We start from the raw sequence: 14211 nt of genomic DNA, 5'->3' as shown, positions 1-14211 counted from the left end.
TTGATGCTTTAATTAATATTCGTCTTCGTTCCAAAGATAATCCTCGTCCGTAGGATAATCACTCCAGATCTCATCGATTGCGTCATAAATTTCCCCTTCATCTTCGATTGCCTGAAGATTTTCTACTACTTCCATCGGTGCACCAGTTCTGATTGCGTAGTCGATAAGCTCTGCCTTTGTCATCGGCCAAGGTGCGTCACTTAAGTAAGAAGCTAATTCTAATGTCCAGTACATAATTTTCTAATTTTTTTGCAAAAGTATAAAAATAGCTTATATTATATGCTTTTTTATACTTGATTTTCAACTCTTTTTATTAATTTTTGTTCATTCACCCTTTAACAAGTGTTTTACAATCATTATTAAGGGTTTGTTTGAATGTCATTTCTCAAAAACCATTCCACAAATTTTTTTATGCCATTTTGGAAGTTGGTGTCAGGTTTATAGCCAATTAATGTCTTGGCTTTTGTAATATCAGCATTGGTTTTAAGGACATCTCCGGGCTGCATTGGCAGATTTTTTTTAATGGCAGATTTTTTCAAAGTATCTTCTAGGGAAGAAAGCATTTCATTTAAACTGACAACCTCGCTTTCTCCAAGATTGATGATCTCATATAAACCCGAATTGTTTTCTAAATAAACGATGGACTTAAGAATTCCGTCAATAATATCATCGATATAGGTGTAATCTCTGGAAGTATTCCCATCTCCGTAAAAAGGAATTTCCTTTTCTTCAGTAATAAGTTTTGTAAATTTATAAATCGCAAGATCTGGTCGTTGTCTAGGTCCGTAAACTGTGAAAAAGCGAAGATGAATACTATCTATGTTGTATAGATTATAATAGACGTGTCCAAGAACTTCTACACATCTTTTAGTGGCTGCATAAGGAGAAATGGGTTGGTCCACATTGTCGGTTTCATTGAAGGGCACTTTTTCATTATTTCCATAAACACTTGATGAAGATGCATTAATGAATTTTTTAATATGGAATTCTTTACAGAGCTCCCAAAGATTCATCGTTCCTTTTATATTTACTTCTTCATATTCTAACGGTCTTTCTATTGATGGACGAACGCCTGCTAAAGCAGCTAAGTGAATAACAAGATCAACGGTGTGATTTTCAAATATGGTTTTTAAGGCATCTTTATTCCGGATATCATCGGTGTATAACTTGTAATTAGAGGATTCTACTATAGAGGAAAGTTTTGCTAAGTCGTTCTTTTTCTCTGAAAACTCAAAATCGGAATTATTACCAATAGATTCTAAAGTATTCCTGATTTTTATTTTATAATCATAAAAATCATCGAAGTTGTCAATGTTTATGACAGAATGTCCATTTTTCAATAATTTTTCAATCAAATGAGAACCGATAAAGCCACTTCCTCCTGTAACAAGATAATTCATCTGCGTTTTTTACTTTTACAAAAACTATAAAATTAAGTTTTCAAATTTTAATTCATTAAATTTACTTAAAAAAGTAATACTATTCAATATTATGCAGTTTCAAGGGCAAATTTTAAAAATGACGAGCTTCAATGATGAGCCGATTCAATACTATCTCAATCTTTCCGGGGATTTAATTCATATGAATGAATTATTTGGTAAAGAGCTAATGATAAAGCATGTAGGTTTCCAATGTGTTAATTGTGGTGAGAATAAGCCTATTTACAGAATGGGTTTTTGTAAAAGCTGCTTTTTTGAAAGTCCTTACGCAAGTGATACGATCATTCGTCCGGAGCTTTCCACGGCGCATTTGGGAATTGCTGAACGTGATCTGGAAATTGAAAGAGAAATACAGCTTCAGCCACATACTGTATATTTAGCATATACGGGTGATGTAAAGGTGGGAGTAACCCGAAATACACAAATTCCTACCCGATGGATTGATCAGGGCGCGACTTTTGCATTGCCCATTGCAAGGACAGAAAACCGCTATGAAGCCGGTATGATAGAAGTGGCATTGAAAGAGCATCTTCCGGATAAAACTAACTGGCGAAAAATGCTGCAGGATGATTTTGAGGATGATGTTGATCTGGCGGATTTCCAGCAAAAAATAAAAGAATATTTCCCTGAAGATTTTCAGAAATTTTACAGTGAGGGAGAGAATATGTGGAAATTTGACTATCCTTTTGAAAAACCTGAGAAGGTAAGCTCATTTACTTTAGATAAAAAACCTGAATTTACGGGAAAACTGACCGGAATCAAAGGACAGTATCTTGCTTTTGATGGGGTGAATTTTATCAATATAAGGGGGCATGAAGGGTATGTAATAGAACTGCATGTGAGGAATTGAAATTAATTTAAAATAAACCAAATCACAATATGAAAAAATCCTGGGTAAAAAAGTTTCTGATCGCAACTGCAATACTACTTGGGATTGTTTTGCTGGCCAATTTCGGGTTTAATTTTTGGCTTAAAAACAAGCTTCCCGATTACATTAAAAAAAATACGGATTACAAAGTTTCCTATAAAATATTAGATGTAGATCTTACGACCGGAAATATTTTTGTAACCGGCATTACAGTTAATAACAAAAATCCTCAAAATACTGAAGTGATAGGACTTCAGGGGACTATTGATACCTTAAAAATAAGTCGTTTCGGAATTTTTGATGCCCTTTTTAACAAGCGGATAAGCTCTACGGATCTCTTACTGGGCAAACCTAATCTGAATATTATTCTTGCCAAACCTGTTGATGAAAAAACCGGAAAAAAGAAAAAACCGGTAATGTTTGAGAATATCAGAATTAACAAAGGAGCAATTACTATTTTCAAATATACAAAGCAGCCCTTTCTGAAGATAGAAGATCTGGATTTATATGTTGAGAATTTACAGATGACGGAAGAATCGGTTGAAAACAAACTACCGGTAGTTTTTGACAGCTACAGTATTAAAGGAATGAATTTTTTCTTTCAGCCGGATGATATTTATGCATTGAAAATTGATAAAATCACAACTTCGAAAGGCCAAATGTCAATAGATAACTTCACGCTGGATCCGCTTATAACCTTTGATCAGTTTAAGCAAAAGTATCCTCAGAAAAAGCAGCTTTTTCAGTTCAGAATTCCGAGAATGGATTTTAAAGATGTTGTTTTAACAAAGAATAGAGTTTCGCTTTCCCAGGCATTTTTTCATCATCCTGATCTGACTGTTTATACCACTCAGGCGGTTAAAAAAAATAATAAAAAACCTGTCAATTTCGAAGTCAATCTTAATGGGATCAAAATGGACAATGCTGCCGTTCAGATTATAAAACCGGATGGAAATAAGCTTTTTTCGGCTAAAGAATTAAATCTGAATATCAATGAAGTGGAGTTCAGTAAAAACACTTCGGAAGAAATAATTCCTTTACGGTATAAAGATTTTAGCACTACGGGAAAGGATGTTGCTTATCTTAATGGAGAAAATATTATTTGTGAAAGTTTTGGATTGAATCCTAAGAAGGGAGAGTTCAGAAATATTGCAATCACCTCTTCTAAAACGGGCACAGATCTAAAATTAAATCAACTTGCTTTTACAATAAATAAATGGGAAACAATTGATAAAAAACTCAATCTTGAAATCAATGAGATCTTGGTTGATCGCGTCAATGGAATTTTCAAAGCACAGGAAAAAGAAAAAACAACTCCTAAAAAGGTAGAAATAAAAGGAATTCAGTTTCCTCTTATCGTCAATAAGGTGACAGTAAAACATTCAAATATTGTGTATGAAAAGGGAAATCAACCTTTGAAGCTTAACGATTTGAATGCTTCTTTAAACCATTTGGAAATCAAACAGAAATCGGACGGAACAGGATTGGGATTTGATGTGAAGAATTATATGTTTTCAACTAAAAATTTCGCATATAGAACTCAATTTTATAACATGACTATTGCGAATATTGAATTGGGGAATGATAAAGTAAAAATAGATCAGTTCGCTATGAAACCTCTTGTTTCCAGAGCACAATTTATTAAAATGATCCCGGTTGAAAGAGATTTATATGACATAAAGGCAAAACAGATTACAGTGGCGGGAAACTGGAACTTATTTTCACAGAATAAGTTCATCAATGCTTCCAATGTGAATATTCAGTCTGCAGATGCCAATATTTTCCGAAGTAAAATACCAAAAGACGATCCCAAGGAAAAAGCGCTATACTCTAAAATGCTTAGAAGTATAAAGTTTCCATTACAGATAAATAATTTAGATGTAAAGAATTCTGTTTTAGTTTATGAAGAAGATACTTCGGAAAGTGCTGGTCCCGGAAAACTGACTTTCGGAAATTTCAATATGAATGTTAAAAATCTGAATTCAGCTAAAACAAAAGGAAAGCCGACGAGAGTAGATATTAAAATCAACTGTTCATTTATGAATCTGTCGCCTTTAGCGGTTAACTGGAATTTTGATGTTGCCAATTCAAATGATATTTTTGCGATTTCCGGTAGAACTACCAATCTTCCTGTTCAGGGGATAAATCCTTTCATCAGACCTTATCTGCATGTAACGGCGACCTCGGGAACTATTAATGAAATGGTTTTTAATTTTAAAGGAAATCCTAAAGGAATACATGGCACTTTTAATTTAAAGCATAAAGATCTGAAAATTGCCATTCTGGATAAGAAAAACCGTGAGAAAAAAGGTGTTCTGACGGCAGTTGCCAATTTATTTATAAAGACCGATTCAGGTAAATTTCCTGAAGAAGTAGTTGTGGAAAATGTAGAAAGAGATCCTACAAAATCATTCTTTAATCTTTTCTGGAGAGGAATTGAAGATGGGTTGAAAAAAACTCTGATTGGGAAAAATGTTGGTAAAACTGAAACAAAAGTGAAAAAAGCTGTTTCTGCGGTTAAAGATATGAAGAGTTCTGTAAATGAATTAAAACAGGAAGTTAAAAATACAAAAGACCAAAAACAGCAAGATGATACTCAGCCTAAAAAGAAAAAAGGTTTTTTAAAGAATGTCTTTAAGAAAAAAGAAACTCCTGAAACGGAATAGTTTCAGGAGTTTTATATATGTTTAAAAATTGTAATCATCAATTTCTTCGACAGGGATATTTCTTAAAAAATTATCGAATTCTTCACCTGGATAATTGCTGTCCGCGCCGTAAGAATCAATAATCATCCCTTGATTTCCCAGGCTGTCTTTTACTACATACAATACGGCATTGTCATCCGGATTGCTGTCTCCTTCGAAACGATACGTTTTTAGGATGATCAATTCTGAAGATTCATATTTTTTGTCTGAATTTTCGAGCCTCATCTCACCACGATCATTCATTCTTAGTTCTTTATCAATTCCTCTTTGTCTGAGTTTTTCCATTACCTGACTCAGGGTGACCATTCTGTCTATATTGTCTGCGTTTTCCATAATGTTTTTTTATAATCACTACAAGAATTAAACCATTTCTATTGGTAGATAACTATAGAGAAGATATTTATGATAAAGCCAATGTTAACAAAAATTATAATTAAAAAAAATACAATAGGTATACTTTTTGTAATTGATAATAGAAATTAAATAGACGAATATGAAAAAAGAAGTTGGAGTATTACTGGCAGGAGGAGTTGGTTTTTTGGCAGTATTGGGTTTTATAGGAATTAAAAAAATATTGACTAAAAAGGATAAAAAATATAATGATATTTACTCGGATTATCACAGACATTTTGATGGGAAAAATCATGATGACGATTATCATGGAGTAGAATTTTATGCACTGAAGTAGAAGTAGTAAAAGAATATATTTAAATTATGTTTAAAACCGGTCCTTTTGAAAGGGTCGGTTTTTTTGTGGAAAACTTTAATGTTAAAACTCATTATTTTAAGAAAATTCCATTCTAATTTTACATTTGAAATGCAGAACGAAAATAGTATAAAAGGTCAGGGTGCACAGCGAAATGTTATCAATCATTTCGACAGATATACTTTTGAGCCTGATGAAGAAGATTTCGAAGCGGTAAAAACTTCTTTTACCGAAGTGTTTCCAAAAACAATTGTAAATCAGGTGAAAAGTGAAGATTTACCGATGGAATATTCTATGAATCCTTATCAGGGTTGTGAGCATGGCTGTTCCTATTGTTTTGCAAGACCGACTCATGAATATTGGGGCTATAGTGCCGGAATTGATTTTGAAAGAAAGATCATGGTCAAAAAAAATGCTCCTGAGCTTCTGGAAAAATTTTTCCGTAAAAAAGGGTATAAAGCAGCACCTATTTTACTTTCCGGAAATACAGATTGTTATCAGCCAGCAGAACGGCAATTTGAGATTACACGAAAAATGCTGCAGGTATGTCTGGATTACAGACATCCTGTAAATATTCTGACAAAAAACGCTTTGGTTCTAAGAGATCTGGATATTTTAAAACCCTTGGCTGAACAAAACCTGGTTTCGGTTTCCATAAGCATTCCCACCATAAATGAGGATCTACGAAGAAAAATGGAGCCGAGAACAAGCTCTTCAAAAAATAAACTGAAAGCAGTAGAGATTCTTTCTGAAAATCATATTCCTGTGAATGTAATGGTAGCTCCGATTATTCCCGGGTTAAATAGCGATGAGCCTTTGAATATTTTAAAAGCTATTTCGGAAGCAGGAGCTAACAGCTTTGGATATACTTTGGTAAGGTTAAATGATACCGTAGAACCTGTTTTCGTTCGCTGGATTGAAACCTGTTTTCCGGATCGTGCACAGAAAGTTTTAAATCTTATTCGCTCAATGAGAGGCGGTAAACTGGGAGAAAAAAGATATTTTGACAGGCAAAAAGGAGACGGAAATATTGCTGAGATGATCCATAATACTTTTAAAATAGGACGTAGAAAATTTTTTGAAGGGAAAGAATTTCCAAAATTGTCTACTGAACACTTTACGGGAACTAAGGAACAGCAGTTGAGATTGTTCTAAATTTATTCAAAATCAATTATTTACTCAAATTTCTTAAAATTAACATAGAATAATTCCTTTATTTTGGAAATATTTTGAATGAAAGCAGTATATTTATCCGATTTACTTCTTGAAAAGAGATTGAACAGAAGTAACCTTTACCATGATAAATTACAGAACTATTTATGAATTTTGAAAAACTAATAGACTATTTCAAGCTTGATAAGCAGGAGTTTTATTTCCAATTCAGCTCGCATCCCAATTACCCTTCGGCTTTGGCTTTCAGTGATACTTTAAATTTTTTAGGATTAAGGAATGATGCGTACGAACTGGATAAGGAATATTGGGATGAACTTCCCGAAGAATATATCGCTGTGGTTGACAATTCTTTCTCTTTGGTGAAAAAAAAGGGAGATCAGTTTACGGTGTATTCTGATAAGGTAAAAAATATAACGAAAGAAGAGCTTTATAAAAACTCAAGTGAATTTGTACTTCTTTTTGAAAAAACAGAGGCTGCCAAAGCACATTCATCTTTCAACTTTAAACCCGTTATTTATTCGATATTCGGATTAATCATTTTGTACTCTTTGCTTCAGTTTAGCTGGTATGAAAGTGTTTTTAATATCTTGTCTTTAGCAGGAGTTTATATATCCTTAGAACTTTTTAATCAAAAATTCGGACAGGAATCTGTGATTGTGAATAATATTTGTGGAGTAGGAGCAAAAAATACTGTTCAAAGTGCATGCTCAAAGATTTTTTCTTCTGATAAAACGAACGTTTTAGGTTTAAAGCTGTCAGATTTCAGTTTGGTGTATTTCCTGGGAATTACTTTTATGGGGCTTATTTTCCCGGATGCGCAATTTGTGTTGCGAATTACAGCTTTAACTTCTGTTTTGGTGATTTTATACTCTTTGTATATTCAGCTTTTCGTAGAGAAGTCTTTTTGTAGAGTTTGTTTTCTGATTATCTTCATTTTACTGTCCCAAATTGCTATAAGTGAAGTATATTTTAGCTGGGGAGCTTCTTTGGCAATTGTTTTTGTTAGTGTTATTGTATTTGCTTCCTTGTTTTTTACCATTGCATTTTTCAGTAATTTATTGACTCAAAAAGAAGAGCTAAAAAAATCAAATGCTAAAAATCTAAGATTTAAAAGAAATTATGATCTTTTTAAAAGAGAACTTTTAGATAAAGAAAAGATTGAATTTACAGATACTCATACTTTTTTTGTCGGAAATAAAGAGGCGAAACTTCATCTTTCTATTGTTTCCAATCCTTATTGTGGATTTTGTAAGGGAGCCCACGAAATTGTTGAAAACTTACTGCATCAATACCCGAATGATATTTCTGTTCAGATGAGGTTTAATTATTCTCCGGATGAAAAAAATGAAAAATTCACTAAATTGATTTCTGATTTTATGTATGTCTATAAAAATAAGACAGAACAGGAATTTGTAAACCTGGTTGAATATTGGTTTGAAACCAGAGATGAAAACAAAGTAAGACAAAAAGTGGGGATTGAATCCAGTCATGAAAATCTTAGTCCGGTTATCAATATGTCTGTAGAAAATAAGAATGCTGGAATTAATTTTACGCCTATTATTTTAATTAATGGTTATCAGTTCCCAGATAAATATGATAGGGAAGATATTCATTATTTTATTGGTGAGTTGATGGAGGATGAGGAAATTTATAATGATATTACCTCTGTTGTTTAAAATTCACTAATTTAGGAAAATTAATAGCGGAGTCCGAAAAGCTTAAAAGAGTAGGAAATTACCAAATTCAAGTTTTATGAAAAATTTAAAAAAATTAGCAAGAAACGAAATGAAAGACATTTTGGGAGCAGGACCAATCATTATTGGTTGTTCAACCAGTTGCTGTCCAACAGACGGCAGACCAAGATGTCCTAAGATTTACTGTCCGGCTGTTGTTTGTCCACAGTATGTATAAGCTTTTTCTTAAATTTTCTACAGAAAAATCTAACATTCATTAAAAGAAAGAGGCTGAATAAATTGCCTCTTTCTTATCATAAATTTTGAATTAAATTTTGAAAAAATTTCCTTTTTACCTTCAACCCGATTCGAAGGATTGTGGTCCAACCTGTCTCAGGATTATTAGCAAACATTATGGCAAGAATATTTCTTTGCAACAAATTCGTAATTTATCTGAAACAACACGTGATGGCAGTAGCTTATTAGGATTGAGTGATGCTGCTGAAGATATGGGATTCCGGTCTCTGGGTGTTCAGGTAGATTTTGAAACACTGGCCGTAGAGGTTCCGTTTCCCTGTATTGTTCACTGGAATAAAAACCATTTTGTTGTCGTTTATAAAATAGACAAAAATAATCAGGTATATATATCTGATCCCAGTTATGGTCTTATTTCTTACACAAAGGAAGAATTTATTACAAGATGGATCGGAGAAAATGCCAATGAAAAAACTGAAGAAGGAATAGCTCTTATTCTTGAAACGACACCTGCATTCTTCCAAACCGAATTTGATGATAAGGAAAGCAAAGCCAGTTTTTCTTTTCTTTCCAAATATCTGCTAAAATATAAATCACTTGTTATACAGTTGGCAATGGGTTTATTGGCGGGGAGTTTACTCTCTCTTATTCTTCCGTTCCTTACGCAGAGCATTGTGGATGTTGGAATCCAGAATCAGGATCTGAGTTTTATCTACATTATTCTATTAGCTCAGATTATGCTTTTCCTTGGAAGAATGGGTATTGAAGTGATCAGGAGCTGGATTTTACTTCATCTTTCGACCAGAATCAATATTTCTATCATTTCAGATTTCTTTATCAAACTGATGAAACTTCCTATTAGTTTCTTTGATACCAGAATGACGGGAGATATTATGCAGAGAATCAATGACCATCACAGGATTGAGCAGCTTTTGACCAGTTCTTCACTGAACACGCTCTTTTCATTGGTCAATCTTATCATTTTCAGTATCGTCCTGTTATTTTATGATTACAGATTGTTTGTTGTATATTTTATAGGGGCTGCGCTTTATATAGGGTGGATAACGTTTTTTCTTAAAAAAAGAAAAGAACTTGATTATAAAAGATTTTCTCAGGTTTCTCAGGAACAAAGTAAAGTCATAGAGCTTATCAACGGAATGCAGGAGATAAAAATGCACAATGCTGAAAAGCAGAAACGCTGGGACTGGGAATTTTTGCAGGTAAAACTTTTTAAACTTAGAATCAAATCTTTATCATTAGAACAATGGCAATCAGTCGGCGGAAATTTCATCAATCAGATGAAAGATATTCTGATCAGCTTTTTGTCTGCTAAACTTGTACTGACAGGAAACCTAACTTTAGGAATGATGCTTTCGGTACAGTATATTATTGGGCAGCTTAATAGTCCCTTGATGCAATTAATTGACTTTATAAGACAAACGCAGGATGCTAAAATCTCACTGGAAAGATTGGGAGAGATTCATGATAAGGAAGATGAAGAAAATAAAGATGAGCAATATGTAACGGAAATTCCTCAACAGGATATTGAAATTTCGAATATGTCGTTCAGATATATTGGTTCAGATCAATATGTTTTTGAAAACTTAAATCTGTCAATTCCCTATCAAAAAACTACAGCTATTGTTGGAGCCAGTGGAAGTGGAAAAACTACGCTTTTGAAATTATTAATGAAATTTTATGAGCCCAATGAGGGGGAGATAAAAATTGGTAGTACCAAAATGGAAAATATTTCTCCGAGATTTTGGAGAGACCAGTGTGGTGTGGTAATGCAGGAAGGATATGTATTTAATGATACGATTTCCAATAATATTGCTGTAGGAGAAGATTATGTAGACAAAGCAAAACTGAGAAAATCAGTGGAAATTGCCAATATTAAAGAATTTATTGAAAGCTTGCCTTTAAGTTATAATACCAAGATCGGTAATGAGGGAGTGGGAGTTAGCGGAGGACAAAGGCAGAGATTATTTATTGCCAGAGCAGTATATAAATCTCCGGAATATATTTTCTTTGATGAAGCTACAAGTGCATTGGATGCCAATAATGAAAAGGTAATTATGGAAAACCTTGAACAATTTTTCAAAGGGAAAACCGCAATTGTTATTGCTCACAGATTATCTACAGTGAAGCACGCTGATAAGATTATTGTTTTAGATAAAGGAAAAGTAGTAGAAGAAGGAAGTCATGCAGAACTGGTGACTTTGAAAGGAGAATATTACAGACTTGTAAAAAATCAACTTGAATTAGGAAATTAAATTTAAAAATAAATCAAACAATAAAGAAATATTTTTATATTTAAACATATTAAAAGCGGAGTCCAAAAAGCTAAATAGAGTAGGAAACAAATTAACTAAAATTACTATGAAAAGTTTTAAAAAATTAAAGAGAAGTGATTTAAAAAATGTAAATGGTGGAGATAATCCTACCCGAGTTGTTTGTCTTCAACTTATGACTCAATTTGTAGAAGCACTTCCTGAAGATTTCTGTGCTTCTCCAGAAAATGCTTCTCACATAGCATGCCAATGTAAAAGACTCTACGGTCTATAATGTTATAATAAAAGTTTAGTAATTATAATAGGGATATTTATCAAAACGAATTCAAATATGAATCTTACTTTATGTAAATTACCTGATTCTTTCTTTAGACTAAAAGAAACGAATTAAAAAAATATAAGTGAGAGCGGAGTCCGAAAAGCTAATAGAGTAGGAAACAAATTAACTAAAATTATTATGAAAAATTTAAAAAAAATCACGAGAAATGATCTTAAATCAATTAAAGGAGGAGGAATTGGAGATGGATGTTTCGCACAAATTATTCCTGGAGATCAGATCCCTGAAGATGGAGGTTATGCTTGTCCTTGTAACTTAGTTTGGTGTCCGAATACATCATCTTGTATCTGGGAAAACATGTACAATGAACAAAGATGTGTTGGATCACTTTAATCTATTATAAAGTTTTTTTAATTATAAACACTGTTAAGTCCCCATTTATGGGGATTTAATTTATGATAAAGATGCCAGAAAAAGACGTTTTAGACAATATAGAACTGCGCTCAGAAAGTGTTCAGGATATTCTTACAGAACCTCCTCACTGGATGATCCGATGGGGAAACACTATTTTTCTCATCATATTGGTAATGATATTGATGATGAGCTACATCATTAAATATCCGGAATTTGTTCCGGCTCCAATTGTAGTGACTTCTAAAAATCCTCCGGAGAAAATTGAAGCAAGAAGCAGTTCAAAAATTGAAAAAATATTTATTAAAGATCATCAGAAAGTTAAATCCGGTGATGTTCTTATGGTTTTACAATCTGCGGCAAATTATGAGGATATCCTAAAGCTTAAAAAAATTGTAGATACCATTGCTTCAAATCATTTATCATCTTTTCCGGTGCATGAAAGCTCTTATTTTAAATTAGGAGAACTTCAGGGAGAGTACAATAATTTTGCAAAAGCTCTTCAGGATGAGAATTTATTTACCAGACTTCAGCCCTATGCTCCTGAAAATTTAGCGGCTAATCAAAGTATTACAGAATCTAGAAGCAGAATCTCTACTTTAAAACAACAGAAAGAGCTTGAAGCGTTGAAATATACCCTTACGAAGAAAAATTATGAAAGGTCCCAAAAGCTTTTTAATCAGGGAGTTATTGCGGCTGTGGAATTGGAAAATGAAAAAATAAAATATCTTCAGGCACAGCAAAATTTAGAGAATATCAATATTTCCATCTCTCAAATGGAAGAAAGTATTTCTAATCTGAATAAAACGAAAAGCGGAACGGCTATTAATACGGAAAAAGATAAAATAAGTTATTCATCTCAGACTTTACAATTGTTTGAGCAGCTTAGGAAATCCTTAAAGCAATGGGAGCAAACCTATCTTATTGTCTCTTCAACGAATGGTGTGGCAAGTTTTCAGCAGTTTTTTGGTGCGAATCAGTTTGTAAAAGTTGGAGATCCTATTGTATCCATTTTACCTGATGAAAAAGAAGCTTTAGTCGGAAGAATGTCTGTGCCAACAATAAATTCCGGAAAAATTATAACCGGAGAAAAGGTCTTAATAAAACTGGACAATTATCCTTATCAGGAATTCGGTATTATTGAGGGTAAGGTTCAGAATATTTCACTTATTCCGGACGCTCAGGGAAGTTATTATGTTGATGTTGTTCTTTCCAAGGGCCTAAAAACTTCATATAATAAAACCTTGAAATTTGATAAAGAATTGAGAGGTAATGCTGAAATCGTAACGAAAGATCTACGACTAATTGAAAGAATTTTTTATCAGCTTAGGAAGTTATTAGGATATCAAAGTTAGATAAGTATAAAAATAAAAGGGCTTTTTAATAAGCCCTTTTTGTTTGTTTTTATTTCTTTATTAATCCTAACTCGATTAATCTTTCGTGTAAAAATTCTCCTGCAGTTGTGTCTTCATACAATTTAGGGTTGTTTTCGTCCACACAGTTTTCAAGAGCATTTAAAGACATTTCGCTTACCGGGTGCATAAAGAATGGGATTGAATATCTTGAAGTTCTCCATAATTCTCTTGGTGGGTTTACCACTCTGTGAATAGTTGACTTCAGTTTATTGTTGGTATGTCTGGAAAGCATATCTCCAACGTTGATCATCAATTCGTCCGGTTCTGCAATCGCATCAATCCATTCTCCATTGTGATTTTGAACCTGAAGACCTTTCCCCTGAGAACCCATCAAAAGAGTAATCAAGTTGATATCTCCGTGTGCGGCAGCTCTTACTGCATCATTCGGTTCTTCTGTGATTGGAGGGTAATGAATAGGTCTTAAAATTGAATTTCCTTCTGCAATTTTATTATCAAAATAAAATTCATCCAAACCAAGATACAGAGCAAGTGCTCTCAGAACATACTGTCCTGTTTTTTCAAGCATTTGGTAAGCTTCCTTACCTACTTCGTTGAATTTTGGAAGTTCTTCAACGATTACATTGTCAGGGTACTCACTTTTATATTTTGAATCATCAGACACATACTGTCCGAAATGCCAAAATTCTTTCAAGTCTCCTTTTTTGAAACCTTTAGCGGTTTCTTTTCCGAATCCTACATAACCTCTTTGTCCACCAATTCCCGGAATTTCATACTTCTGTTTCGTTTCCGTTGGAAGTTCAAAAAAGTTTTTAACCTCTCCATACAATTCACTTACAAGCTTATCATCTAAGAAGTGCCCTTTTAAGGCAACAAATCCGATTTCTTCATAAGCTTTTCCGATTTCATTTACAAATTTCTGTTTGCGTTCCGGTTCACCCGAAAGGAAATCACGCAGGTCTACACTAGGTATTTTATCCATTTTTAGAAATTTACGAACTGCTAAATTACATTTTTTTTAAATTAAATGATTTTAAAAT

14 protein-coding genes are annotated in these 14211 nt (G+C 33.2%); 10 read left to right on the top strand and 4 right to left on the bottom strand.

Annotated elements, in window-relative coordinates:
• Positions 1–12: 12 nt before the first annotated feature.
• A complete protein-coding gene (locus P0Y62_12815) occupies positions 13–234 on the bottom strand; it encodes a DUF2795 domain-containing protein (GenBank protein WEK68728.1) in 222 nt (73 codons plus the stop codon).
• A gap of 125 nt (positions 235–359) precedes the next feature.
• The gene (locus P0Y62_12810; GenBank protein ID WEK68727.1) at positions 360–1400 is read right to left on the bottom strand and encodes a GDP-mannose 4,6-dehydratase; all 1041 of its coding nucleotides are present in this window, start codon (positions 1398–1400) and stop codon (positions 360–362) included.
• A gap of 91 nt (positions 1401–1491) precedes the next feature.
• On the opposite strand from P0Y62_12810, the gene P0Y62_12805 reads away from it, so the two are divergent.
• Positions 1492–2289, top strand: a complete 798-nt coding sequence (locus tag P0Y62_12805) for a DUF2797 domain-containing protein (GenBank protein WEK68726.1) — start codon at positions 1492–1494, stop codon at positions 2287–2289.
• 29 nt (positions 2290–2318) lie between these two features.
• Complete coding sequence (locus P0Y62_12800) at positions 2319–4973, top strand: hypothetical protein (protein WEK68725.1); 2655 nt, start codon at positions 2319–2321, stop codon at positions 4971–4973.
• Between the two features lie 21 nt (positions 4974–4994).
• Here P0Y62_12800 and P0Y62_12795 read toward each other — a convergent pair whose 3' ends face one another.
• Positions 4995–5345, bottom strand: coding sequence for a hypothetical protein (locus P0Y62_12795; protein ID WEK68724.1), 351 nt, complete (start codon positions 5343–5345; stop codon positions 4995–4997).
• A gap of 160 nt (positions 5346–5505) precedes the next feature.
• On the opposite strand from P0Y62_12795, the gene P0Y62_12790 reads away from it, so the two are divergent.
• The 8 genes from P0Y62_12790 (at position 5506) to P0Y62_12755 (ending at position 13153) form a co-directional block, all read left to right on the top strand.
• Positions 5506–5700 (top strand): hypothetical protein, encoded by a 195-nt coding sequence (locus P0Y62_12790; GenBank protein WEK68723.1) that lies wholly within the window; start codon positions 5506–5508, stop codon positions 5698–5700.
• 129 nt (positions 5701–5829) lie between these two features.
• Positions 5830–6873: a PA0069 family radical SAM protein gene (locus P0Y62_12785; GenBank protein ID WEK71807.1), complete on the top strand. Its 1044-nt coding sequence runs from the start codon at positions 5830–5832 to the stop codon at positions 6871–6873.
• A gap of 164 nt (positions 6874–7037) precedes the next feature.
• Positions 7038–8567 (top strand): vitamin K epoxide reductase family protein, encoded by a 1530-nt coding sequence (locus P0Y62_12780; protein WEK68722.1) that lies wholly within the window; start codon positions 7038–7040, stop codon positions 8565–8567.
• Positions 8568–8643: 76 nt separating this feature from the next.
• Positions 8644–8802, top strand: a complete 159-nt coding sequence (locus P0Y62_12775; protein WEK68721.1) for a hypothetical protein — start codon at positions 8644–8646, stop codon at positions 8800–8802.
• Between the two features lie 97 nt (positions 8803–8899).
• On the top strand, positions 8900–11092 hold the full coding sequence (locus tag P0Y62_12770; GenBank protein WEK68720.1) for a peptidase domain-containing ABC transporter: 2193 nt from the start codon (positions 8900–8902) through the stop codon (positions 11090–11092).
• A 106-nt stretch (positions 11093–11198) separates the two neighbouring features.
• Positions 11199–11384, top strand: a complete 186-nt coding sequence (locus P0Y62_12765) for a hypothetical protein (protein ID WEK68719.1) — start codon at positions 11199–11201, stop codon at positions 11382–11384.
• A gap of 183 nt (positions 11385–11567) precedes the next feature.
• Positions 11568–11780 carry a hypothetical protein gene (locus P0Y62_12760; GenBank protein ID WEK68718.1) on the top strand — a complete coding sequence of 71 codons (213 nt, stop codon included), beginning with the start codon at positions 11568–11570 and terminating at the stop codon, positions 11778–11780.
• Between the two features lie 71 nt (positions 11781–11851).
• On the top strand, positions 11852–13153 hold the full coding sequence (locus P0Y62_12755; protein WEK68717.1) for an HlyD family efflux transporter periplasmic adaptor subunit: 1302 nt from the start codon (positions 11852–11854) through the stop codon (positions 13151–13153).
• A gap of 49 nt (positions 13154–13202) precedes the next feature.
• On the opposite strand, the gene P0Y62_12750 is transcribed toward P0Y62_12755, so the two are convergent.
• Positions 13203–14153 (bottom strand): 2-oxoglutarate and iron-dependent oxygenase domain-containing protein, encoded by a 951-nt coding sequence (locus P0Y62_12750; GenBank protein ID WEK68716.1) that lies wholly within the window; start codon positions 14151–14153, stop codon positions 13203–13205.
• Positions 14154–14211 lie beyond the last annotated feature (58 nt).

It is taken from the genome of Candidatus Chryseobacterium colombiense (genome assembly GCA_029203185.1).
Lineage (GTDB): Bacteria > Bacteroidota > Bacteroidia > Flavobacteriales > Weeksellaceae > Chryseobacterium > Chryseobacterium colombiense.
This window is presented reverse-complemented; position numbering and strand designations above follow the sequence as displayed.